This window comes from Clostridium puniceum (assembly GCF_002006345.1).
GTDB classification, from domain to species: domain Bacteria; phylum Bacillota; class Clostridia; order Clostridiales; family Clostridiaceae; genus Clostridium; species Clostridium puniceum.
On the sequence record NZ_LZZM01000190.1, the window covers coordinates 108,084 to 130,619 of the forward strand.

The following is a 22,536-nucleotide window of genomic DNA, read 5'->3' on the forward strand; positions in this document are numbered from 1 at the left end:
AGCAGCAGAAGAAATCTAGTAAAATTAAAATATAGAAAAAGGCCTCATTAAATTTAAAGTTCAGTGAGGTCTTTTTTGTATAATATCTTTTGCTATGCAATGGTTAGTGATAATTAAAGCAAAGTTATCTTAAAGTTTTTTTCAACTGCATTTATTATGCTTAAGGCAAAATCATATTGAAGGTTTGCTTTAGAAGTAGCTTTTAAAAGCAATGATAAAAAAGCAGATTTATTGCATTTGTGAATATTCTTATAGTAATCTTTTGAGATTTTCCAGTACTTTTGTGGGAAACAAATATATGAAACTAAATATCTTAAATCACATTCTGTTAAAGGAGATATTTCATCATAAGTTTTTAATAAAGATAAAGCTAAATCAATATTCCATTTAGTATTTTCACGCTTAAGCAATCTACGCATAAAATATCCTAAATCTTTTGCTGAGTAATCTATTTTACATTTATCAAAATCTATTAGCCAAGGATCTAAATCATTTGGAAATATTAAATTTTTATTTACGAAATCCCCATGGCATAAGGATTTGCTCAAATTATTGTTGTTAATTTTATTAGATATATCTAAAGATATTTTTGCAAGATTTAAATTGATATCAAAGGTTGAAATAAAATGCCTTGAAAAGGTATCTTTATATTTAAAAGCTTCATTTGATGATTGAAGCAAATTTTCAAAATGTTTTAAAGTTAATATGTAATAATCATCAAAGCCTTCTTTTATAGAACTTCCTAAAATAGGTTTAAAGCTGTGAGATACTGAATGTATAGTAGAAAGTTTTTTTACAGACAGCATAACATGATTAATATTATCAAAACTACACTTTTCTCCATTAATCCAAGGTGTTAGTATAAAAAGCATATCTTCATAAGATACAAATCTATTATTATCAATAGTTGGTAAAAGTTTAGGTGCCCTAATATTATTTCTATATAGCCATTCAATAGCTGAATATACAAATAATAAATCGTTTATAGAATAATAAACTTTTTTTAAACAATAACTTTTTTCTTTAAAATCTATTTTGTATACAGCTCTTTGTTTATTAGTATCTTTAAATTTTATTAATGAAACTTTAGCATTTTGCAGATTATAATATGGCAAAACGTTTAGTTTTATAATTTCAGGGGAAAGATTACATTCGCGTAAAGGTAAAACTTCAATGCTCATAAACACACTCCTTTATTTAAACGATTATTTCATCACAGGATAAAATTAATTTTAGATACAAAACCTGAAGAGAAAAAATCTTTATTTATTAAATAATATTAAAATAATTTTAGTAATATACTTAAAGACTAAAGACTTGCATAAAAAATATAAAATTTTATATATAAAGGATATTATTTTTTGATAATTTGCAAATAATAAAGATAGCTAATAAATAGAGGAATATGATGATAAATATAGAATAGATAGAAAGAGGTGATAATATATGAATGTGAGAGAAAAAATTCAAGATTTTGAAAGCTTGACATTAATAAAAGAAGCAGCTTTTTCTAAAAAATCTATTGGAAGGAAAGTTGTAGAAGAAGAGGATGATATTAGAACCTGCTATATGCTTGATAGAGATAGAATTATTCAAAGCAAATCATTTAGGCGCCTTAAACATAAAACACAGGTATATATAAAAACTTTTGGCGATCATTATAGAACTAGATTGACTCATACTTTAGAAGTATCTCAAGTTGCTAGAAATATTGGGATTGGAATTGGATTAAATGAAAATTTAATTGAGGCAATTGCACTTGGTCATGACTTAGGGCATGTTGCTTTTGCACATAATGGAGAAGAAGTATTAAATGAATATTTAAATGGTGGATTTCGTCATAATGAGCAAAGCGTAAGAGTAGTTACAAAACTTGAAAATAACGGTGAAGGTCTTAATTTAACCGAAGAGGTAATTAATGGAATATTAAATCATAGTGGACTTGGAACTACAGAGGATATAATTACCTTAGAGGGAATTGTAGTTAAGTTTAGTGATAAAATGGCTTATTTAAATCACGATATAGATGATTCTATAAGAGCAGGATTACTAAGTAAAGAAGAAATTCCAATAGAGATTGTTAAGATGCTTGGAGATAATTCCACCCAAAGATTAGATATTTTAATAAAAGATTTCGTGAAGACTTCAACTAATAATATTAATAATGGCATAAGAGAAATTGGATTAAGTAAAGAAATTGATTGTGCAATGAGAGAACTTAGAGAATTTATGTTTAAAAATATATATTTGGGAGATACATTAAAGGCTGAGAGAAATAAAGCAAAGTTCATATTAGAACAATTAATAAAGTATTTTGAGGAAAATCCAGAGCAAATGCCAGAATTTTATTTAGGAATAGCCAAAGAGGAAAACTTAAAAAGAGGTGTGGCTGATTTCATTGCTGGAATGAGTGATGATTATTGCTTATTGTTATTTAATAAGATATTTGTGCCTAAAGTAGTAATAGATTAATTAGTTGGTAAAATCATTAAGAATTAGCAAGAGAAAATTAAAATAAAAAAGAGGATTTCAAAATAAAATAAAGAATTATTAATAATAGTGCAATTCAACTAAATATTATTTCGAGAAAATTAAAATAAAAACTATTTTAAATTTATTAAAAATTTAGAAGGAAAATTCATTAATATGTCGAATATTATATAATTGTTGAAAAAAAGCAGTAGGGAGGAGATGTCTCCTTGCAGATACCAGAAGAAGTAATAGAGAAAATAAAAGAACAAAATGACATTGTTGATATTATTTCAGAAAATGTAAGGTTAAAAAAATCAGGAAAAAATTATATGGGATTATGTCCATTTCATAATGATAAATCTCCATCATTTAGCGTTTCTAGTGAAAAGCAAATATATAAATGTTTTTCGTGCGGAGAAGCAGGTAATGTACTTACATTTATTATGAAATATAAGAAATTTACGTTTTTAGAGGCTGCAAAGTATTTAGCTGATAAAGCTAGTATTCCATTACAGATTGAAGGTCAGGATAATAGTAGAGTTTCAAAGAAAAAAGAGCTTCTATACAAGATAAATGTAGATGCAGCCAGATATTATTTTGCTAATTTACAAAGTTTTAAAACAGCAAAGGGATATTTTTTAAAACGTGGAATGCGAGAAGATACTATAAAGAGATTTGGTCTAGGATACGCTCATGATAGCTGGAAAGGAATAATAAATTTCTTAAGAACAAAGGGATATAAAGACGATTTATTATTAGAAGCTGGATTAATTTCTAAAAATGAAAAAACTGGAAATATATATGACAGATTTAGAAATAGAGTTATGTTTCCGGTATTTGACGTTAAAGGAAAAGTTATTGGCTTTGGAGGCAGGGTTTTAGATGATTCAAAACCAAAATATTTAAATTCACCTGAAACAATGATTTTTCAAAAAGGAATTAATCTTTACGGATTAAATTTTGCAGTTAAGAATGGATTAGAAGAAGACTATGTTATTATAGTTGAAGGTTATATGGATTTAATAGCACTTCATCAATATGGAATAACTAATGCTGTAGCATCTCTTGGAACTGCACTTACTGTAAATCAAGCAAGGCTTCTCAAAAGATATGTAAGTAAAGTGATGATTTCTTATGATGCAGATTTGGCAGGTCAAACTGCTACTCTTCGAGGACTTGAAATTTTAAGAAATGCTGGATTTGACGTAAAAGTATTAACGGTACCAGAAGGTAAAGATCCAGATGAATTTGTAAGAAATAATGGAAAAGAAGCATTTTTAAGGTTAACAAAAGAAGCATTACCACTGATTGAATACAAAATTAAAAAAGTAGCAGATGGAATAAATCTTAAAGATGGAAATGACTTGGTCAAATATGGAGAAAAATTTGCAGATATTTTGGTAGATTTGAATCCAGTGGAAAAAGATGTTTATATAAAAAAAATATCAGAAGAAACATCTATTAAAGAACAGGCATTATACGATTTGTTGTCACAAGAAATGGCAAAAAAACAAAAAGAAGATAATTTTATGAATAAAAAGGAATATACTGGAACAAAATTATATGTAGAACCAGGATATTTAAAAGCTGAAAGAGCTTTACTTAAATTGATGCTTAAGGATGAATTTCATGAGGAACTTAAAAGTGTTATAAATTTAGGTGATTTCATAATAGAGCCACATAATAAAATTTATTCATTAATATTGCAAGGAAAAAAAGCAGATACTAATAATATAATATCTTATGTAGAAAACAGATGCAATGATATAGAAAGTTCTAAGGAATTAATTAAAATTAAAGAACATGAAGTTTTAGCTGTTACTGACAAAGATAGATTGATTAAAGATTATATAAAGGAAATTAGAAGCTTTAAGCTTAAATTAGAAATTGAAGATTTAAGAAAAATGCAAAATAGATTTGAACAAAAAGGGGAAATTGAAGAATCTATAAGAATTGCAATGGAGCTTACTAAATTATCAGATATGTTGAAAAAGGTTGAGAGAGAGGTTTAAGGTTATGACGGAAGGAGGCAATAATAATATGGAACAAAAAGCGAATGGAAAATCAGTAAAGCCAAAGGACGATAAAAAAGATAAGAACAGTAAGATGATGGCGGTTAAGGAGTTAATAGATAAAGGTAAAAAGAATGGTTCGTTAACATATAAGGAAATTATGGAGGCAATAGATCATATTGATTTAAGCCCAGAGCAAATAGAAAAGATATATGAAGTTTTTGAAATGACGGGTGTTGAAATTATAGGTGAAGTCAGTGAAAGTGAAACTGAACAAGAAGAAATAGATTTATCAGTACCTGAAGGAATCGCTATTGATGACCCTGTTAGAATGTATTTAAAAGAAATTGGGAAAGTACCACTATTGTCTTCTGAACAAGAAATAACTTATGCGAAAGAAATAGAAGAAGGAAATCAAAAAGCTAAGAAGAAATTAGCTGAAGCAAATTTAAGGTTAGTTGTAAGTATAGCTAAAAGATATGTTGGAAGAGGTATGTTATTCTTAGATTTGATTCAAGAGGGAAATTTAGGTCTTATTAAAGCTGTTGAAAAATTTGATTACAGAAAAGGATATAAATTTTCAACTTATGCGACTTGGTGGATTAGGCAAGCAATAACAAGAGCTATTGCAGATCAAGCTAGGACAATTAGAATACCAGTTCATATGGTAGAAACCATAAATAAACTTATAAGAGTACAAAGACAATTATTACAAGAATTAGGTAGAGATCCATTCCCAGAAGAAATTTCAAAGGTTATGGAATTACCAGTAGATAAGGTTCGTGAAATTCAAAAAATTGCACAAGAACCAGTTTCACTAGAAACACCAATAGGTGAAGAAGAAGACTCTCATTTAGGAGACTTCATTCCAGATGATGAAGCACCAGCTCCAGCAGAAGCAGCTGCATTTACAATGCTTAAGGAACAATTGATTAGTGTATTAGATACATTAACGCCTAGAGAAGAAAAAGTATTAAGATTAAGATTTGGACTTGATGATGGAAGAGCTAGAACGCTTGAAGAAGTAGGAAAAGAATTCAATGTTACAAGAGAAAGAATTAGACAAATTGAAGCGAAAGCTTTAAGAAAGTTAAGACACCCATCAAGAAGTAAAAAATTAAAAGATTATTTAGATTAAGAGTTAAGCACCTATATTTAGGTGCTTTCTTTTAAGTAAGACTCAAAATCTACGATTTTGTTAGTCAAACTTACTCTGTGAGTAAGTGAGATTTTAAAAGGAAAGGACTAAAAGGAGAATAGGAATTTTGCATTTCGTTATTTGAACTTTCCTTCGAGCATTTTATATTTGAAAACAAGAACTTTCTCTGTTGAAATCTTTGATTTAGAACTTTTACATAATGAATTTATTGAGAAGTATGAACTTCCCATATAGAAATTTATGATTTAGTTAATTGAACTTACTTAAGACGCAATTGTGAGTAAAGTTAGTAATTTAGAAAAGAGGTCAAGAATGGAATTAAGTAAAAGATTAAATTGGATAATAGAAAAACTTGATAAAGCTGAAGTTATAATGGATGTTGGAACAGATCATGGTTACATACCAATTTATTTAGTTAAAAATAATATTGCTGAAAAAGTTATTGCTTCAGATATAAATAAAGAACCTTTGAAGAAAGCAAAAATAAATGCATCATTAGATGGGTTTTTAGATAAAATAGATTTAAGATTAGGAGGCGGATTAGCTCCTTTAAAAAATAAAGAAGCTAATGCAGTAATAATTGCTGGAATGGGTGGTAATTTAATTAGAGATATATTAGAAAATGATTTATACAAAGTTAAAAATTTAAATTACTTGATACTTCAACCAGCTCAAAATCCAGAAGTTTTAAGAAAATACCTATATACTAATGATTATGAGATTTTAGATGAAGATATCTGCTTAGACGAAGGTAAATATTATGAGATATTTAAAGTAAAATATAAGGCAGGAGATTATATAGCATTAGAAGATATATTTTATGAAATAAGTCCAACAATTTTAAATAAAAAATCTCTTTTATTTAAAGCGTATATAGAAAATAAGATAGAAAAGAATGAAAAAGTTATGGAATTTATTATAGATAATACTAAACATGCAATAGAACGCAAAAATGAATTAAAAGAAAAAAATCAAAAATTACATAAATTATTGAAAAATTTTTAGGTGGTGAAGAAAATGGCTAAAGTAATGGAAATATCAAGGAAAATTGAAGAGTTTGCTCCCAAATTTTTGAAAGAAGATTATGATAATGTTGGGTTAATGGTTGGAGATGGACAAAAAGAAGTAAAGAAAGTTTTATTATCTTTAGATTGTACAAATGAAGTAATTAAAGAGGCTGTTAAACTTAATTGTGATTTAATTATTAATCATCATCCATTATTATTTAAAAGACCTAGCAGTATAGTTAAGGGAGATCTCATTGGAGATAAAATCATTACTTTAATTAAAGAAGATATAGCTCTTTATTCATGTCATACTAATTTGGATAGTGCTAAAAATGGTATTAATGAGACAATAGTGAATATGCTTGGTTTCAATTCAAGTAAAATAATTGAAACTAATGAATCTGGAAACTATAAAGATGGTGGAATCGGAAGAATAGTAAAGTTAGAAAAAGAAATGTTATTTTTAGATATGGTAAACCTTGTGAAAGAAAAATTAAACATAAAAAATATGAGAATTGTTAGAGGGAATGAAAAAATAAAAGTGCTAGCAATAATAAATGGCAGTGGTCAAGATTTCTTTTATAAAGCAAAAAGTCTTGGAGCAGATTGTATAATAACAGGGGATACAACTTATCATTTTGCATCAGATTTTAAAGAAATGGGTGTAAGCATCATAGATGCAGGGCATTTTTCAACGGAATATATTGTGTTCTTAAAAACTTTAGAATTTTTAAAAGAGAAGTTTAAGGAGGTAGAATTTATAGCATCAAAGAAGAGTGAAGATCCTTATGAATTTGTTTAAGCATCAAAAAGAGAAGAAATATTTAATTAAGTACTTCTATAGATGGTTAGGTAAAGAATTTAAAATTACTATTTGGATTTAGTGCTATAATTACTTAAATATAAAATCATTATTCTAACCCATATATTAAGCGTTAAGTAAATAAAATATAAGAGAGATGCATATACTTATACAGTAATAATATTTTGAGAGTAAGTTATGAGCAGAGATGATGATTTTACTAATGAGGCTGGAGACGATTTAAAAAAAGATTTTAAAAACATATTTAAACATGGTAGAAGAGCATTCAAAGGCTTTTTTAGAGGTAGAAATTCCAAATGCTTTGGAAGACCCAATGGATGTACTCCATTTGGCTTTGGCAGATCAACACTTTTAGCTTTGTTTTATCCTAAATTAATTGTTGCTGGAATAATTATTTTGACTTTATTATTTTGCGGAGTAAGTTTATATGGAGTAATAATAGTACTTTTATTAGCAATAATATTTATTTTGATATAAGTACTATATATTATAATTAATAAGGGATAGTTGAACTTTAATTATTAAATTATCAGTAATAGGTGAAAGTTTAATGGTTAAATTATTGAAAGTTAATATAAATTCTATTAAGCTCCAGCAAATTTAATAGAATTTATATTAATAAAATTGACATGAAATATATATAATTGAAAAAATGTTACTTTAGAATATAAGTTAAAAATCTACAATTGAGGATTTAAATTTATGTTATAGTATTAATTTAATTAAAGATTTATTTGTATATTTAAAAAAAGTATGTTAAGATATATCTTGCGAGTAAGACATGCAATCGCTGCTAGACTTAGATCTAGGAGAGGAAAGTCCGAGCTCCATAGGGCAGGGTGCTGGATAACGTCCAGTCAAGGCGACTTGAAGGAAAGTGCAACAGAGATATACCGCCTAAGTTTACTTAGGTAAGGGTGGAAAGGTGATGGTAAGAGCTCACCAGCGTGATGGAGACTTCACGGCTATGTAAACCCCACTTGGAGCAAGACCGAATAGAGAGGCATTAAGGGGCTGCCCGTCCCGCCTCTGGGTGCGTCGCTTGAGTCTGCTGGCAACGGTAGACCTAGATAGATGATTGCTTAATACAGAACTCGGCTTACGGCTTGTCTCGCAACTAGGTAAATGAATGGCTAAGCGGTATATAAATATTGCTTTGCCCACAATTTGCCCACATAATAAACAAAGAAGTACTTTTACTTTAATATAAATTTATTATTTTGTTAAATCTAAAATATTTGAAATGGTTTCAGTGGCTTCTCTATTTAAATTATCAGTAACGTGCGCATAAATGTCACTGGTAGTTTGCATTAAGGAATGACCTAATCTTTCTTGAAGAACTTTCATACTTACACCACCTTCTAATAATAAAGTTGCATTAGTATGTCTTAAATCATGCCAGCGTATGTTTTTTTCAATTTTACAATATTTCATTAATCTTTTTATACGTTGTAATAAGCTTGAAGGTATTATAAATTTACCATTTTCTTGTACCATTAAAAGGTTAGGATATTTGTTATTAAACTTATTCTTTATATAGAATTCTCCATATTTTATTTTATTCTTTTTTAAAACTTTTTTATGATTTTCAATTTTGGCACAAAGGGCGCTACTTATTGGAAGTGTTCTATAGGATGAATCAGTTTTTAATTTATCAGATAAGACATAAGTATTTTCAACTCTTATTAAAGCTTGACGAACTTTTAATATTTGTTTTTCTGTATCAATATGATTATCTAAATCTAAACCACATAATTCGCCACGTCTTAATCCAGTTTCAGATGTAATATTAAAGCAAGTCTAAATATATAATCTTCATATGAATTAGAATTAACTTTCACATAGATAAGTTTTAATTCTTCAATAGTAAGTACATTGGCTTTAAATTTTGCACGTTTTGGAGTATCAACGAATTTACAAGGATTATTATTTATTAGCTGTAATTTCACTGCTTTATTAAGCGCTGCTCTTAAAATTCCATAATAACTCTGTACAGAGGTTGGAGAAATTAAATTATTTGTATTGACTTTTACTTTCTTCAGATCTCTAATAAATTTTTCAATATGAATTACTTTAAGATCGCTAAGCTTAATAGCTCCTATCATAGGGTCTATATATTTATTTATTGTTTGCATATATTTATTATAAGTGTTTTCGCTTTTTTCACTTTTTATATAATCCTCCAACCACATAATCATATAATCTTTTAACAGTATATCTGAATCAGAAATATATCCATTATTTATTCTATATAAAACTTCATTTAATTTTCTTTCAGCTTCTTCTTTAGAGCCACCTCTTTTCTCAATTAATTTATCATTTTCTCGGTAACGATAATACCATACATTACCTCTTTTGCGTATACTTCCACGCATAAAAATCACTCCTTTTTATAATGCGAATATTTGTTCTTTTTATATTTATAAAATAAACCAGTATTAAACTGGATATTAGCAATTTCAGCAAACATTTTCATCAGCAAACATTTTAATAAAAGCGAAAGTAGGTTCAAACGCAATAAAATATTCATCGAATCTTTTACCAATACCATACTGTTTCTTAAAATTATCAATGATATTGGTAATTTCTTCTATAGTTAATTCATAAAAATCGGCTATTTCGTATATATTACTGCAACCCAATTTCATTGCGTAAACTATGTCCAATGGATCTAATATAAATTTATATCCATATCTGCGAGCAATCAGCTCTTTTTTTCTATTTTCAATTTTTGTTTGGTCACTTATATCTCCAACCGTAGTTTTATAATGTGCAATTTCTTCTCTAAGAATACAAGCCTTTTCAGCATCAGTTTGAATATTTGTATCAATAGCAATTCTATTACCAACGCAACGCCCTTTTCTAGTTAATAAATTTACTTCTTTTACTATCAAGCCTAAGCTATAAGCTTCATGCAATAACTTTTCATAAGCTGTCATAAAATCACCCTTTGTTATTTGTTCCAGAAATCATCATCATTCATAATATCATCGTCATGCTTATAATCTTCAGCAGTAAAATTACCTTCTTTATCATGTGAAGCTATTGGCATTAAATGAGGTTTAGCTTCAAGTTTTTCTTTAGTTGCAGTAATTAAATCTATGACTTTAGTTTTTTCTACATATTTGGGTGTTTCAATTAAATCATTGCTGTATTCAATTAGTTTTTCTTTGCCTGTATCATTTAATATCTCATAATTAGATAATAATATTACTTCTTCTTTTGTATTTTCACGATTAATTATCTTGAGTGGACCATATGATTCGCCATCTGGAATACCATCTTTTTTCCCAAATTGACTAACTAAAATATTGAATATGTCTATGGGGATTGATTTTGCAAGACCTCTTTTTTGATTTAATAGCATTGCTACAAAATCATTAAAATTTACATGATTAGGGGAATAATCAGAAGCTACAACACTTCGAGTAAAATAACATTTAAAATATTCTAAAGCGGTATTATATTTTTTATCAGAACTTAAATCTTTTGATTTAAAAATCAGCCTACATTCTTCTTTAATTTTTTCAATATCGTAATAATCAAGTAGTTTATTTTTTTCTTTAAAATTTAGATAGTTATTATGTGTTATTTCATGTTCCTCACAAGATTCAATATAAAGTGGTGAATACATACTCCCACATTCAGGACAAACTACCATCTCTGTTTTACCAATTAGATAATCTGTTGAAACGTGAAAATAAGTAGCAATCTTGCTAAGCATTTCAAAAGAAAGTTCACGCTCATTTCTTTCAACCATACCTATAGCAGAAGGACCTTTGAAACCTAAATGTTCAGCAAGATCAGCTTGCGTTGTTTTATAATCTTTTCTTAACAATTTAATTCGTTCTCCATACATTTATTGTCACCTCAAAATAATAATAACACATTTTGTGTTAAAGTCAACGAAATATTAAGAAAAACTAAGAATGACACATTATGTGAAAGATATTTAACCTAAATGACACAATATGTGATATGATTATAGTTTTATAATGACACATAACGTGCTATTATGACTACAAGGGGGGGACAAAAACGATGAGTAAAATAAGGGAAATACGAATAAAAAGTCAATTAGATACAGAAAGTGCTTGTAACAAACTAGGTATTAGCAAAAGTATGCTCTATAAAATTGAGACAGGCTATAGACAACCATCTAAAACATTGATTTTAAAAATGAGCCAATTATACCAATGTACTATAGAAGAAATATACAAAATTTTAGGATTAGTAAATTAGAAGGAGGGCGTTCAATGAACAATTTAATGATTTTTGAAAACAAACAAGTTGAAGTTTTTGAACTGAATGGACAAGTATTATTTAATCCATATCACTGTGGACAATGTTTAGAATTGACTGAAAGTGCTGTGAGGAATCATTTAGCAAATATGAATTCTAGGCAAGCTATTTTATTAAGAAATTCAGATGTCCGAGAAAAGGACTTCCGAAAATTGAATAATGCGGGAGAGAAGTTTTTAACAGAAAGCGGAGTATATAAGATAATATTTAAATCTAAAAAGGAAGAAGCTGAAAAGTTTCAAGACTGGGTAACTGATGAGGTATTACCATCAATTAGAAAAACAGGTTGTTATAATTCTAATAAAATTACAAAAGAAAGAATAATGGCTGTAATAGAAACTTTAAGAGAGGATGAGTATAAAAACGAAGCAGTTGCAGGATTATTAAAACTAATACCAGTAGATGAATCAAAGAGGCTTTCCAGAAGAAAAATAGTCGATTTTACATTAGATATTAAGTCTATACTCGATGAGTTTTTAGCTAAAGATAATGTTATTTTAAGGAAAATTCCATATGGAATAGCAGTAGATAGGATTAAGCTGTATAAGTACTTTAGTAAATATGGATTGACTAGCTATGAAGCTCTAAGATTACTTGATGAATATAAATTAATATATCACAAGCCTAGCAAAGCTAGAACAGTCCAAATACGAATAAGCGGCAAAAGCAATCCAATAAGAGCTGTCGTACTTATTCCCAATTATAAATAATTTATTGAAATAGAAAGAGGGTTAAAAGTGTGGAGTTATATACAATAAAAGAAACATCTAAAAAGTTAAAAATGAATGTATCTGATACTTATAAGCTTATAAAAGCAGGACATTTGCAGGCATTAAAACTTGGAGCTCTTAAGATAACATCTTTAGAATTAGAAAGATTTATTATAAATGCAAGTGGAAAAGATTATTCAGATTTAAACAATGTTAAAGAATTAGAACTATCGTAATTTATTATTAGTCAAGCTCTAGAAATAAACCACACACCACTAGAGGCTAAGGTGAGGAATTGGGAAGAGAAATAAAAAAAGATAGGAAGTGAGGAAATTATAAAAATGAATGATTTAATAATTGACAATGAATTTAAAGATTTGTTGCCTCCATTATCAGAGGAACAAAAAGAAGAACTCGAAAAAGACATAGTTAAAAATGGATGTATAAACTCATTAACTGTCTGGAATAACATTTTGATAGATGGACATCACAGGCATGACATATGTACAAGAAACAATATCCAATTTGATATAGTTGAGATGGAATTTAAAGACAGGCTCGAGGCTATGGAATGGGCTTGGATGAATCAAAAGAATAGAAGAAATTTAACTAAATATGAGTTAGCACAAATAGCATTGAAATTTAAACCTGTAATAGAAGCTAAAGCTAAAGAAAATTTATCAGTAGTTGGTGGAGACAAAAAAAGTGAAAATGCTAAATCGGGTTTGATGAAATCATCAAAGGCGATTGAGCCAGTAAACACTAGAAAAGAAATAGCTAAAATAGCAGGAGTTTCAGAAGATACAATTCATAAGGTTGAAGTTATTGAAGAGAAAGCTCCAGAAGAAATTAAACAGCAAGTAAAAAAGGGAGACATGACAATTAATAGTGCTTATGTTCTTACCAAGTCAGCTATAGAGGCAGAAAAAAAGAATGTTGAATATGAAAAAGAGTACCAGGAACAATTGGAAAAAGAAAAGCAAGAGCAGGAAGAAAAAAAGAAGCTAGAGGAAATTGAAAAAGATCTTCCTGAGAATGCAGTTGTATTAGATAAGTTTAGAAAACCTAAAGAAACTCATATTTTTGGAATTGAGGACTTTAACAATTTAACTACAGATCAATTTAACGAATGTGTTAAACATTCAAAAAAATATCAAGATGCCATACACAAAATAAATTTACTTTATACAGATGAAGAAAGTTTAAAGGCGTGGAATTGTGTGGTCGATTCTGAGGAAATGATTAATATCGAGTTAGAAGGTATAACGACTGCAATTCAAAAATTAATATCAATTCAAAATTACTTTAAAGGGGTGAAAAAATAATGAGTCAGGTTTTAGAAAAGAAGGCTAAAGAAAAAATACTCGAGCAAATGGATGAACTAAACGGAGAAATTACAACAGAGGCTGTAATTGAGTTATTAAGACCTCATTATATATTTAACATCAGAAAGCTTAGAGAGCAGGCACTGAGAAGGACAGCGAACAACCTAATGGCAACCTATCGTGATGATAAAGGTACAAGAAAATGTTTCAGTATTAAAAGCAAAAATGGTGAATCAAAATATGTAAACATAGAAACTACTAAGGATTTAGAAGCATTGCGAGGTATAGAAGATCACTTAAATAGCCAGTATGAAGGGTTAAATATTTCTAAGAAAAAAATTCAAAGAAGAAAAGAAGAACTTTCAGGGCAAATATCATTTAAAGAAGTTAAAAATTCATAAATTCAAGGAGGCGTTAGAGAGTGAAATACAGATTATCAGTTGATGAAACTAGAAACACGCTTAAGTATGTTGATATTGAAACAGAGCTAAATGAGAAAGAAGTTGATTCTTTAATAACAACAATTGAAGGTAATAATGAGATTACTTGCGGTGAAGATTTAGCCAAAATACTACAGATTCAAGGCGTAAAGGTCAATATGATTACTCCAGGTACTCAGAACTACTATGTGGAAGCTGAAACTATAGAAATTGAGGAATTAGAATATCCTAAAAGAGAAGGTATCATGGTTAAGTTTAAAGCTTGTGATTTAAATAAATCAATACTTGAACAGGCTATTGATGAATTAAGGGAAAAGATGCATCTTAGCATTTTAGAAAATGGAAAAGAGTCTGAGATAACTATTGAAATAAGTCAGAAATTAGATTCCTTTATAGTGGCAGAAATGAGGTCAAAATTATGAAAAATTTTAAGAAGTTAACTAGAAAGCAAAAAGAGTTCATTACATCAAAAGGATATGAAGCTAAATCTTACTTGGCAGTAAAGAATACTTCGGATATTTTGTTTATTTACAATAAAGAAACTGGACAAACTGAGGAAGTTAGGAGGTAATAGCTTGAATAAATGTGAGAATTGCGACGAATGTGTCTATATCGGTGAAGGCGATTATGCTTGCATAAAGAATGATAAGCCTAAAATAGTTATTGAAGCATTTATTATTGCCACTGATGATTATGGACAATGTGGCAAGAAAAATAAAAAAGCTACCAAGGACACCGACCAAGATAGTCCAAGGTAACTAAGCAATGAAATTAAGTACATTATAACACATGAGTGGAGGAATGCAAGTTGCTAGTTAAATGTGAATGGAAAGCATGTAGAAATTATAAAGATGGAATATGTAGAGCTGAAGTAATAGAGCTTAAAAGTTTTGATTATGAAGAAGATAACGAAGAGTTAGAAGGATTAAAGTGTAGCAGTTATAAATATGATTCTTTTTGGATGTGTGAGAACGGAAGAGAAGTTGATTCTAAGGATTTTAATAAAGGAGTGAATGAAATTGAATAAAAGTGAAAGTATAGCTAATTTAGCAGTGGCATTAATAAAGTTTAATGGTAAAGTTTCAGCTATTAGTAAGGATAAAAAAAATCCTCAGTTTAAGAGTGAATATGTTACGTTGGATAAGCTTATTGAAATAACTAGACCAATATTACAGACCAACGGTTTATCAGTAATGCAATTTCCATTAACTAAAGATTCAGGAGAGATTGGAGTTCAAACAATACTATTACATGAATCAGGTGAGTTTATTGAAGGAAATCCAATATTTATGACACCTCAAAGGATGGTCAAAGGCGGACAATACGAAGTTGCTCAAGATCCACAAGCAGCAGGAAGTCTAATTTCATATTTAAGACGTTATAGTTATCAAGCAATACTTAATCTGAATACTGGTGAAGATGATGATGGAAATGATGCTAGTAATGCAGGAGGTAATGCATTTATCGATAAAGTTGCAGTTAAAACTATAGAAGGTATGATAAAAGATTTAAAAATCAACAGAATGGAATTTTTAAGTTATGCTCATGCCATGTCTGTTGAACAAATAACGGTTAAGAACTTACCAGTAATAATGGATGCTTTAAATAAAAAGAAAGTTGAGGTTTATGGTAAAAATAGCGATCAACCTATAACTGGAGGTTCTATAAATGATTAAAATAAAGCAAATTGAGCTATGCAAGTGTGAAAATGGAGGATTTAAATAGTGTCGAATAAAATTCAACAAAATAAAGAAAAATTTTTAGCTCTTTTAAAGGGAGTAAATAGACCAGGAATAGATAAATTAATTGATTGGCTGGAAAATTGGAGCGATTTCTTTAGTGCTCCAGCGAGCACAGTATACCACGGTAATTATGAGGGTGGACTTTGTGAGCATAGTTTAAATGTTTATAACTTATTTAATGAAAAGAATACAAGGTACGATCTAGGTTTAAGTGAGGATTCTATAAAAATAATGGCTTTGCTGCATGACATATGTAAAGCTAATTTCTATGAAACTTACTCAAAGAATGTCAATATAGATCCAGAAAATAAAAATAGAAAAGAATTTTGGAGAAAAATTGATGCATATAAAGTCAATGACCAGTTCCCTATGGGACATGGTGAAAAGTCGGTAATAATGCTTAGTTGTTATATAAGGCTTTTAAAGGAAGAAATGTTCGGTATTCGCTGGCATATGGGTGGATATGAGAACAAAGATAACTATAATGCTATAAGTGCTGCATGGAATATGCACAAATCAGGAGCATGTTTGCATACTGCAGACTTAGAAGCAAGCAATATATTTGAAGATCACATTGACCAAGTAGAAGTTGCTAAAGGTCAAGTGCAGCAAAAAATGAATTTAGGTAGGTGATTGTGATGCGTGAGTTTATAGAAGAAAGGGTAAAAGAAGAAGCAAATTACATGATTCAAAGCAAAGTCACTGTACGAGCTGTAGCAAAACAATTTTATGTAAGTAAATCTACTACCTATAAAGATTTAACAGAAAGACTTAAAATAGTTGCTCCAGAGCTTCACACAATGGTTAATAAAATATTACAAACTAACAAGGCAGAAAGACATATACGTGGAGGAATGGCCACAAGGAAAATATTGGGCAATTAAAGGCTTGCAGGACTAGGAACGTATTAGCATAGCAGGGATTACGAATTGTTAATGTTGATTTAGGTTACTGCAAAAAATGAGGGGACTTCCACCCCCTCATATTTTATAACATGCGGGGTGAAGCATGGGTGATAAAAAGCAAATTAAATTAAAAAATGAGATAAAAGAAATGTCTTTAGATGAAGCATATAAACAGTTTAAAAAATTTATATATAAAATCTGTCAATCATGGATTAGGCAATATGATATTGAAGACTTGCAACAAGTTGCTTCTATCGGATTTCTAAAAGCTTACAATACTTACGAAGTAACTAAGGATATTCTATTTACCACTTATTTGGTCAGAATTATCAATAATGAAATTAAGATTTATCATAGAAAAAATAAAAAGCATTCCAATAATTTTAGTTTAAATGCATCCTTTAATAATAATGAGGATGATAGTTTAGAGCTTATAGACATAATTAGTGATGATATTAACTATGAAGAAAAAGCAATTAGTAAAATTCAATGTGATGAATTAAGAAATTCAATATCAAATCTTCCTGAAAAAGATAAATATATTGTTGAGTCAGTAGCTCTTAATGGTAAAACTCAATGTGAGATTTCAAAAAAATTAAATTTATCAGAATCATCTGTTTCAAGGATATATAAAAAAGCGTTATTGAAAATAAAAGAAACAATGGAGGGGGAAAATACTATGCCAATAGCAAAAATTACAAAAAATGAGTTGATTTCAGGTGTTAAACAATATGGAACAAAAGCTAAGGGAATAGAAATTATAGCTAAGAAATACAATTTAAGTCCTGGTACTATAAGAGTTTATCTAGATGAATGGGATGTAAGAAAATATAGTAAGGATTATTTAGGACGAAAAGCTAAAGCAAGTTCAGAAGCAGATAAAGGCAGCAATATTCAAGAAGCTAGCAAGCCTTTATTACAAGAGGTTAAATTTTATAAAGGTTCTATTGGAGAATATAAAATAGATGATTCATTTATAAATATAAATTTTAATGTTGGGAATATATCATTAAAAAAAGAAGATATTTTAAATTTTATTGCAGAGCTTAAGGAATTAAGTACATGCATTGGATAAGAAGGTGAAAAAGGTGAGATATAGATTTACTAAAACTGAGGTTGATAAATTATTAAAAAATATAGTTATTTTAGTGGATACAAGAGAACAGGAGAATTTCCATATAACAAGTTGGTTTGCTAAGAATAAAATTAAATTTAAAGTTCAAAAACTTGACTACGGAGATTATTCGGCTATGTTGCCTGCAGGAACTTTTAAGGGGCAATTAAGAGATATTTATTTCACAGATGAAATAATAATTGAGCGTAAATTTTGCATAGATGAATTAGCTATGAATCTGAAAGACAAAAAGACTAATATCAATGAGATTAAACAGGAAATTATTGATTTGCTCGGTGTGAAATATTTAGAGAAGGTTCTTAAAAGCGATTATATAAGAATTAAGCATGAACTAGCTAATCTAAATAGATACAATATAAAATTCCTTATATTCATAGAGGATGAAAATTTTATAGAAAATATATGGGGAAAAAATTATAGAGCAGATTATGCGCCATCTACTCTGAATTCAAGAATCGAAGGATTACAAGCAGAAGCCAATACAGCAATTGTACCAATAGCTAAAAAATATATGGGCGTTAAAATACATGGAAGGGTATACTACGAGGTTAGAAATATATTAGTTCATAAAGGTTTTATAGAAGAAATACCCGATAATGAGGAACTACTTAGTGAGGGGTGAATCCATTGCGAACAGTAAAAGAAATAATGGACCAAGCACTAGAAAATACAAAGAAAAGATTAAGAACTACTAAAGTCAAATATGTAGTGACAAGGAGAACTGGGAATAAAAAAGCACTACATCAGAAGGGGAAGAATAGGAGAATATCATGGATCAGTTAATTGAACTTAGGAAGAGATACAATTTTTTATTAGAAAGAAATAAAAAAGCGGAAGAATACTTTAAAACTCATACACTTAAAGAGTGTATTAAAAAAGAATTCAAAGGCAAAACTCCGCTTTATGGTTTTTATGAAATAATTATTGATCTAAGTGGATTAATAATTGAAATAGAGGAATATACAGGGCAATCAATGACCCATGATGAACTTATTAATGGATTTAAAGCATAGGAGGTGTAAGAGTTTGGAATTGACTGAAATAGATTTAAAGGAACTTATTGAAAGGGAAACAGGGCAGAAATTTAATAGGGAAAATAAAATTTGTTGCCCATTTCATCATGAAAAAACACCTTCTTTTGGAATTAAGTTTTATCCAGATGATAATAAATGGCGTTATAAATGTTTTGGTGGATGTGATGCTCATGGTGATGTTATTGACTTTATACAGAATTACAGAAATCTTGATTATAAAAAAGCTAGAGAATATCTAGGAATAGCGGTTGAAAAAACTCCAAGAGAATTACAATTTGAGAAAGTTTTAAATCGTATAGATTGGGATATAAAAAACACTGAATTTAAGCAAGGGTATACGCTGTTGGGCCTATTTGAATTTGTAAATGGGCATAATGAAGTTATTTATTATAAAGCAAAATTTTTAAAGCCAGATGGCAAAAAAGCAGCTTCATACTACCGTTTTGAAGGAGATAAAATTATAAACAAAAGAGAAGGTATAGAAGAAGTTCCCTATAATCTATACAACGTTCTTAGAGGCTTAGGAGATAAAGTAATAATTATAGTTGAAGGTGAAAAAGATGCCAATAATATAAATGCTCTTTTAAGGGGAATAAGCTATGTAACTACATCTATAAAAGGATGTACTAGCTTAGATATATTAAAAAATGGATTTAAGCCAAGAATTTATGTTTTAGGGGATACAGGAACTGCAGGAGATAAATATAAATGGCATGTTCACAAAGAATTTTTTGATATATCCACGGAATTTAGATTTGTAAATCTTCCTGATATTAAATCTCTAGGAAACAATAAAGACGTTACTGATTGGTTAAATGCAGGGCATACAAAGCAAGATTTATTAAATGCTTTTAGAAGAAGCTTAGATTTAAAAAATGAAGATGAGCTTCAACAGGATCCGATTGGAGTTTATAAAATGATTTATGATAAGAAAGCTAAAGAAGATAAAAGAATAAATTTAACTGATTTCATGCTATTAGAGGCAGACAAAGTACTGAATGTGGATGAAGAGACGGAATTTATAAGATTAAAGCTTAAATCTCGAAACGATGGCAAAATCTACGAAAAAATAAAAGAAAGTACAGTATTCAATGACCTTAGAACTTTCAGAAATATGTTGGGTATGGATTTGTCTTTTGAAGGTAATATGAATGATTTGGTTAGGTTTAAAATGTGGATTACTCAATATTTTGCATTAGAAACTAAAGAGGTATATACAGGCACTAAATTTATAATGAAGGATGATAAATTAACTTTTATATGTGCAGATGGTTCAATAAGTGAAAATAAAACCGATTTGAGCATTACAGCAGATGAAACTAATGTTTTCGTTGCTAGTAAGGAAAAATTGAAAACTGATGAATTATTAGAAATAAAGAATAATATTTTCAAATTCACAGGCACTGAGAAAAGCATAAGCATTATTGGTACTACAGTAAACAATTTTGCAGTCTATCAAAATATATCACTCAATTTGAATTTACATCATCTTCTTATGGTAGGTGAAGCAGAAACAGGTAAGTCAACTATATTAGAAAAAATTATAGCACCAATTATTAACTATCCAATAAAAGGAGATAAAAACGAGAAGTTTTCATTTACAACAGCAAAACAATTTAGTCTACCTAAAAGTTTATCTATGGGGAATTATCCATTGTTATGTGATGAATTTGCACCAACAACATGGAATCCTAATAAAATCACTGATATGATTAATCCCCTAAAAGATGCTTATGATAGAGCTCCAATGGTTAGAGGGGACAAAAATTTTAAACTCAAAAAATTTGTATCACTGAGACCGGTCATAATTGCTGGTGAGGAAAATTATCCTGGTCAAAGTAAGGCTTTAATAACACGTAGTTGCATTGTATATTTATCCAAATATGAGCGAACTGAAAAAAGTACAGAATCTACATTTTGGCTAATAAACCATCAGGATTTACTTAATAAATTAGGTCGGTCATTAATAGAAGAAGTTTTAAATATTTCAGTAGAACAATATGGCAATATGAGAAAGGAATTAATGCCTAAATTCGTTGAATTAAAAGATAGATCACTTCAAACATCTTTAAATATTGCTTGCGGAATTGAGATATTTAATATTCTACTGGAAAGACATGGACTTAATAAAATCATTAACTATGAAAAATACATTGTAAATAATATCAAAGAGGAAATTCTTGACGGTGGAGAAGAGGCGAAATCAATAGTAGAACAAATGTTGCTTTTATATAACGACATGGTTGAAGATGGCCGAGCAATGTTTACTGATTATGTTATACAAGAGCGTAACGAGGGTCTATTTATTAAGACTAGTGAAATGCTTAATCAGCTAAGGGTTCATGTTAAAAATACCAATACACAATTAAATATTCTTAGTGATAGAGACTTCAAGAAACAAGCAACTAAGTCGGGTTATATAAAAGAAACATCAGCGAAACAAATAAGACTTAAAAGTGGAGTTGCTGCCCCAAATGGTAAAAATATGGTTTGGTACGATCAATACAATTTGGAGAAAATGCGAAAGCTTAAGGCATTTGCAATATGTTCTAGCGGAGAATTAGAACAGGTAGAAATGGGCAAAGAAGAAAGTAAAGTTATAGAAAATGTATTCAAAGGAGTGTAAAAGCTCCTAATGAATTGTATGTAAATTGCGTAGTAACTAATTTATGTAGTGTAAAAATATTTTTGAAAAAGCGTAATGTAAATGAAGTTTTATATTTAAGCAGATAGAAAGACTAAGAACTTCCAGAAATATTCTAAAAATATCTTAGCCAATTAACAATATTTGAAGTCTTGAATAATAAAGCTGTTTAATACACTGGTAACCATGGCCCATATAATATAGAAGTTTGGGGATGTCCCTTTGGTAAACCAGTCTCATAATCAGTATAAGTTGTTGTCATAGTAGTTACAGTTCTGTATTTTTTAACCCCTTTTATTGTTTTCCACTCATAGCTAGTCGAAGTAGTAATATGAGGTACACTAATATTAATATGAGGTACAGTAACATTAATATTAGATGTATTAGGTATAGCAATATCAGTAGCGTATGCAGTAACGTTTGCAGGTACTAAAAGTAGTAACGAACATAAAGAAAATGATAAAATTTTTCTTTTCATATTTTTACCTCCAAAAATGTATTTTATAACCATTTAATTATAGGCCATTATTTTCGTTTTTTCAATACAAGTAGTACAAAAATATTTTAAATAAAGTTACTATGCGTATATAATGTTCCACTATTAAGAGTATGGAATTAGGAGTACAGTCTAGAAAAGCAAAAACACTTACTATTGGTGTTGAAAACAATGAACAATAGTTTATAATACTAAGATTGTAGATTTTGCGTAGCAACTAATAATAATGATGTTCTTTGAAAAGTGAATAATGCGGTACTTATAAAATATGTTATAATTAATAAGGGAAAGATAATTACATTTAGCAGAAAGGGTGAACTTGATGGATGT

At 28.9% G+C, this 22,536-nt stretch carries 29 protein-coding genes and 1 other RNA gene; 24 read left to right on the plus strand and 6 right to left on the minus strand.

Annotation, left to right across the window (positions count from 1 at the left end):
* Window positions 1-113: 113 nt before the first annotated feature.
* The gene (locus CLPUN_RS17660; RefSeq protein ID WP_077848558.1) at window positions 114-1,181 is read right to left on the minus strand and encodes a CotS family spore coat protein; all 1,068 of its coding nucleotides are present in this window, start codon (window positions 1,179-1,181) and stop codon (window positions 114-116) included.
* 265 nt (window positions 1,182-1,446) lie between these two features.
* On the opposite strand from CLPUN_RS17660, the gene CLPUN_RS17665 reads away from it, so the two are divergent.
* The 7 genes from CLPUN_RS17665 to rnpB all read left to right on the plus strand — a co-directional run bounded on the left by CLPUN_RS17665 (window position 1,447) and on the right by rnpB (window position 8,591).
* Window positions 1,447-2,472, plus strand: coding sequence for a deoxyguanosinetriphosphate triphosphohydrolase (locus CLPUN_RS17665; RefSeq protein WP_077848559.1), 1,026 nt, complete (start codon window positions 1,447-1,449; stop codon window positions 2,470-2,472).
* A gap of 227 nt (window positions 2,473-2,699) precedes the next feature.
* Window positions 2,700-4,484 (plus strand): DNA primase, encoded by a 1,785-nt coding sequence (dnaG, locus tag CLPUN_RS17670; RefSeq protein ID WP_077848560.1) that lies wholly within the window; start codon window positions 2,700-2,702, stop codon window positions 4,482-4,484.
* A gap of 4 nt (window positions 4,485-4,488) precedes the next feature.
* Window positions 4,489-5,622, plus strand: a complete 1,134-nt coding sequence (gene rpoD / locus CLPUN_RS17675) for an RNA polymerase sigma factor RpoD (protein ID WP_077848561.1) — start codon at window positions 4,489-4,491, stop codon at window positions 5,620-5,622.
* Between the two features lie 333 nt (window positions 5,623-5,955).
* Window positions 5,956-6,648, plus strand: coding sequence for a tRNA (adenine(22)-N(1))-methyltransferase (locus CLPUN_RS17680; RefSeq protein ID WP_077848562.1), 693 nt, complete (start codon window positions 5,956-5,958; stop codon window positions 6,646-6,648).
* 12 nt (window positions 6,649-6,660) lie between these two features.
* A complete protein-coding gene (locus CLPUN_RS17685; RefSeq protein WP_077848563.1) occupies window positions 6,661-7,452 on the plus strand; it encodes a Nif3-like dinuclear metal center hexameric protein in 792 nt (263 codons plus the stop codon).
* Window positions 7,453-7,650: 198 nt separating this feature from the next.
* A complete protein-coding gene (locus tag CLPUN_RS17690; protein WP_077848564.1) occupies window positions 7,651-7,950 on the plus strand; it encodes a hypothetical protein in 300 nt (99 codons plus the stop codon).
* A gap of 294 nt (window positions 7,951-8,244) precedes the next feature.
* Window positions 8,245-8,591, plus strand: an RNA gene (gene rnpB / locus CLPUN_RS17695) — RNase P RNA component class A.
* A gap of 97 nt (window positions 8,592-8,688) precedes the next feature.
* Here the strand turns inward: rnpB and CLPUN_RS28815 are convergent.
* The 4 genes from CLPUN_RS28815 to CLPUN_RS17710 all read right to left on the minus strand — a co-directional run bounded on the left by CLPUN_RS28815 (window position 8,689) and on the right by CLPUN_RS17710 (window position 11,332).
* A complete protein-coding gene (locus tag CLPUN_RS28815; protein WP_242954175.1) occupies window positions 8,689-9,261 on the minus strand; it encodes a tyrosine-type recombinase/integrase in 573 nt (190 codons plus the stop codon).
* Window positions 9,240-9,848 (minus strand): N-terminal phage integrase SAM-like domain-containing protein, encoded by a 609-nt coding sequence (locus CLPUN_RS28820; protein WP_242954170.1) that lies wholly within the window; start codon window positions 9,846-9,848, stop codon window positions 9,240-9,242. The genes CLPUN_RS28815 and CLPUN_RS28820 overlap by 22 nt, the downstream gene beginning before the upstream one ends.
* Window positions 9,849-9,932: 84 nt before the next feature.
* Window positions 9,933-10,412: a hypothetical protein gene (locus CLPUN_RS17705; RefSeq protein WP_077848565.1), complete on the minus strand. Its 480-nt coding sequence runs from the start codon at window positions 10,410-10,412 to the stop codon at window positions 9,933-9,935.
* Between the two features lie 14 nt (window positions 10,413-10,426).
* Window positions 10,427-11,332: a helix-turn-helix domain-containing protein gene (locus CLPUN_RS17710; RefSeq protein WP_077848566.1), complete on the minus strand. Its 906-nt coding sequence runs from the start codon at window positions 11,330-11,332 to the stop codon at window positions 10,427-10,429.
* Window positions 11,333-11,514: 182 nt separating this feature from the next.
* Here CLPUN_RS17710 and CLPUN_RS17715 point away from each other — a divergent pair, with 182 nt between their 5' ends.
* The 17 genes from CLPUN_RS17715 to CLPUN_RS17785 all read left to right on the plus strand — a co-directional run bounded on the left by CLPUN_RS17715 (window position 11,515) and on the right by CLPUN_RS17785 (window position 21,692).
* Window positions 11,515-11,715, plus strand: a complete 201-nt coding sequence (locus tag CLPUN_RS17715; RefSeq protein WP_077848567.1) for a helix-turn-helix transcriptional regulator — start codon at window positions 11,515-11,517, stop codon at window positions 11,713-11,715.
* A 14-nt stretch (window positions 11,716-11,729) separates the two neighbouring features.
* Window positions 11,730-12,485 (plus strand): BRO-N domain-containing protein, encoded by a 756-nt coding sequence (locus CLPUN_RS17720; protein WP_242954171.1) that lies wholly within the window; start codon window positions 11,730-11,732, stop codon window positions 12,483-12,485.
* A 29-nt stretch (window positions 12,486-12,514) separates the two neighbouring features.
* Window positions 12,515-12,721: a helix-turn-helix domain-containing protein gene (locus CLPUN_RS17725; RefSeq protein WP_077848568.1), complete on the plus strand. Its 207-nt coding sequence runs from the start codon at window positions 12,515-12,517 to the stop codon at window positions 12,719-12,721.
* Window positions 12,722-12,826: 105 nt separating this feature from the next.
* Entirely contained in the window at window positions 12,827-13,810 is a 984-nt protein-coding gene (locus CLPUN_RS17730; RefSeq protein ID WP_077848569.1) for a ParB N-terminal domain-containing protein, read from the plus strand.
* A complete protein-coding gene (locus CLPUN_RS17735; RefSeq protein ID WP_077848570.1) occupies window positions 13,810-14,211 on the plus strand; it encodes a hypothetical protein in 402 nt (133 codons plus the stop codon). Before CLPUN_RS17730 ends, CLPUN_RS17735 begins: the two co-directional genes overlap by 1 nt.
* Before the next feature lie 20 nt (window positions 14,212-14,231).
* Entirely contained in the window at window positions 14,232-14,672 is a 441-nt protein-coding gene (locus tag CLPUN_RS28825; protein WP_077848571.1) for an aspartyl-phosphate phosphatase Spo0E family protein, read from the plus strand.
* Window positions 14,669-14,821: a DUF6906 family protein gene (locus CLPUN_RS27740; RefSeq protein WP_158078795.1), complete on the plus strand. Its 153-nt coding sequence runs from the start codon at window positions 14,669-14,671 to the stop codon at window positions 14,819-14,821. The genes CLPUN_RS28825 and CLPUN_RS27740 overlap by 4 nt, the downstream gene beginning before the upstream one ends.
* 4 nt (window positions 14,822-14,825) lie before the next feature.
* Window positions 14,826-15,008: a hypothetical protein gene (locus CLPUN_RS17745; protein WP_077848572.1), complete on the plus strand. Its 183-nt coding sequence runs from the start codon at window positions 14,826-14,828 to the stop codon at window positions 15,006-15,008.
* A gap of 50 nt (window positions 15,009-15,058) precedes the next feature.
* A complete protein-coding gene (locus tag CLPUN_RS17750) occupies window positions 15,059-15,277 on the plus strand; it encodes a DUF1540 domain-containing protein (RefSeq protein WP_077848573.1) in 219 nt (72 codons plus the stop codon).
* Complete coding sequence (locus CLPUN_RS17755; protein WP_077848574.1) at window positions 15,270-15,926, plus strand: ERF family protein; 657 nt, start codon at window positions 15,270-15,272, stop codon at window positions 15,924-15,926. Before CLPUN_RS17750 ends, CLPUN_RS17755 begins: the two co-directional genes overlap by 8 nt.
* 45 nt (window positions 15,927-15,971) lie before the next feature.
* Window positions 15,972-16,625, plus strand: coding sequence for an HD domain-containing protein (locus tag CLPUN_RS17760; RefSeq protein ID WP_077848575.1), 654 nt, complete (start codon window positions 15,972-15,974; stop codon window positions 16,623-16,625).
* Window positions 16,626-16,630: 5 nt separating this feature from the next.
* Window positions 16,631-16,876, plus strand: coding sequence for a sporulation transcriptional regulator SpoIIID (locus tag CLPUN_RS17765; RefSeq protein ID WP_077848576.1), 246 nt, complete (start codon window positions 16,631-16,633; stop codon window positions 16,874-16,876).
* 124 nt (window positions 16,877-17,000) lie between these two features.
* Window positions 17,001-17,972 (plus strand): sigma-70 family RNA polymerase sigma factor, encoded by a 972-nt coding sequence (locus tag CLPUN_RS17770; protein WP_077848577.1) that lies wholly within the window; start codon window positions 17,001-17,003, stop codon window positions 17,970-17,972.
* A gap of 13 nt (window positions 17,973-17,985) precedes the next feature.
* Window positions 17,986-18,654 (plus strand): ERCC4 domain-containing protein, encoded by a 669-nt coding sequence (locus CLPUN_RS17775; RefSeq protein ID WP_077848578.1) that lies wholly within the window; start codon window positions 17,986-17,988, stop codon window positions 18,652-18,654.
* A gap of 5 nt (window positions 18,655-18,659) precedes the next feature.
* Window positions 18,660-18,815, plus strand: coding sequence for a hypothetical protein (locus CLPUN_RS27745; RefSeq protein WP_158078796.1), 156 nt, complete (start codon window positions 18,660-18,662; stop codon window positions 18,813-18,815).
* Complete coding sequence (locus tag CLPUN_RS17780) at window positions 18,803-19,045, plus strand: hypothetical protein (protein ID WP_242954172.1); 243 nt, start codon at window positions 18,803-18,805, stop codon at window positions 19,043-19,045. The genes CLPUN_RS27745 and CLPUN_RS17780 overlap by 13 nt, the downstream gene beginning before the upstream one ends.
* Window positions 19,029-21,692, plus strand: coding sequence for a CHC2 zinc finger domain-containing protein (locus CLPUN_RS17785; RefSeq protein WP_077848585.1), 2,664 nt, complete (start codon window positions 19,029-19,031; stop codon window positions 21,690-21,692). The genes CLPUN_RS17780 and CLPUN_RS17785 overlap by 17 nt, the downstream gene beginning before the upstream one ends.
* A gap of 187 nt (window positions 21,693-21,879) precedes the next feature.
* On the opposite strand, the gene CLPUN_RS17790 is transcribed toward CLPUN_RS17785, so the two are convergent.
* The gene (locus CLPUN_RS17790) at window positions 21,880-22,188 is read right to left on the minus strand and encodes a hypothetical protein (protein ID WP_077848580.1); all 309 of its coding nucleotides are present in this window, start codon (window positions 22,186-22,188) and stop codon (window positions 21,880-21,882) included.
* Between the last annotated feature and the right edge of the window lie 348 nt (window positions 22,189-22,536).

Coding starts and splice junctions, on each gene's coding strand:
- CLPUN_RS17660 (WP_077848558.1), bottom strand. CDS start 1,181: ATGAGCATTGAAGTTTTACCTTTACGCGAATGTAATCTTTCCCCTGAA.
- CLPUN_RS17665 (WP_077848559.1), top strand. CDS start 1,447: ATGAATGTGAGAGAAAAAATTCAAGATTTTGAAAGCTTGACATTAATA.
- rpoD (WP_077848561.1), top strand. CDS start 4,489: ATGACGGAAGGAGGCAATAATAATATGGAACAAAAAGCGAATGGAAAA.
- CLPUN_RS17680 (WP_077848562.1), top strand. CDS start 5,956: ATGGAATTAAGTAAAAGATTAAATTGGATAATAGAAAAACTTGATAAA.
- CLPUN_RS17685 (WP_077848563.1), top strand. CDS start 6,661: ATGGCTAAAGTAATGGAAATATCAAGGAAAATTGAAGAGTTTGCTCCC.
- CLPUN_RS17690 (WP_077848564.1), top strand. CDS start 7,651: ATGAGCAGAGATGATGATTTTACTAATGAGGCTGGAGACGATTTAAAA.
- CLPUN_RS28820 (WP_242954170.1), bottom strand. CDS start 9,848: ATGCGTGGAAGTATACGCAAAAGAGGTAATGTATGGTATTATCGTTAC.
- CLPUN_RS17705 (WP_077848565.1), bottom strand. CDS start 10,412: ATGACAGCTTATGAAAAGTTATTGCATGAAGCTTATAGCTTAGGCTTG.
- CLPUN_RS17710 (WP_077848566.1), bottom strand. CDS start 11,332: ATGTATGGAGAACGAATTAAATTGTTAAGAAAAGATTATAAAACAACG.
- CLPUN_RS17715 (WP_077848567.1), top strand. CDS start 11,515: ATGAGTAAAATAAGGGAAATACGAATAAAAAGTCAATTAGATACAGAA.
- CLPUN_RS17720 (WP_242954171.1), top strand. CDS start 11,730: ATGAACAATTTAATGATTTTTGAAAACAAACAAGTTGAAGTTTTTGAA.
- CLPUN_RS17730 (WP_077848569.1), top strand. CDS start 12,827: ATGAATGATTTAATAATTGACAATGAATTTAAAGATTTGTTGCCTCCA.
- CLPUN_RS17735 (WP_077848570.1), top strand. CDS start 13,810: ATGAGTCAGGTTTTAGAAAAGAAGGCTAAAGAAAAAATACTCGAGCAA.
- CLPUN_RS27740 (WP_158078795.1), top strand. CDS start 14,669: ATGAAAAATTTTAAGAAGTTAACTAGAAAGCAAAAAGAGTTCATTACA.
- CLPUN_RS17765 (WP_077848576.1), top strand. CDS start 16,631: ATGCGTGAGTTTATAGAAGAAAGGGTAAAAGAAGAAGCAAATTACATG.
- CLPUN_RS17770 (WP_077848577.1), top strand. CDS start 17,001: ATGGGTGATAAAAAGCAAATTAAATTAAAAAATGAGATAAAAGAAATG.
- CLPUN_RS17780 (WP_242954172.1), top strand. CDS start 18,803: ATGGATCAGTTAATTGAACTTAGGAAGAGATACAATTTTTTATTAGAA.
- CLPUN_RS17785 (WP_077848585.1), top strand. CDS start 19,029: ATGGATTTAAAGCATAGGAGGTGTAAGAGTTTGGAATTGACTGAAATA.
- CLPUN_RS17790 (WP_077848580.1), bottom strand. CDS start 22,188: ATGAAAAGAAAAATTTTATCATTTTCTTTATGTTCGTTACTACTTTTA.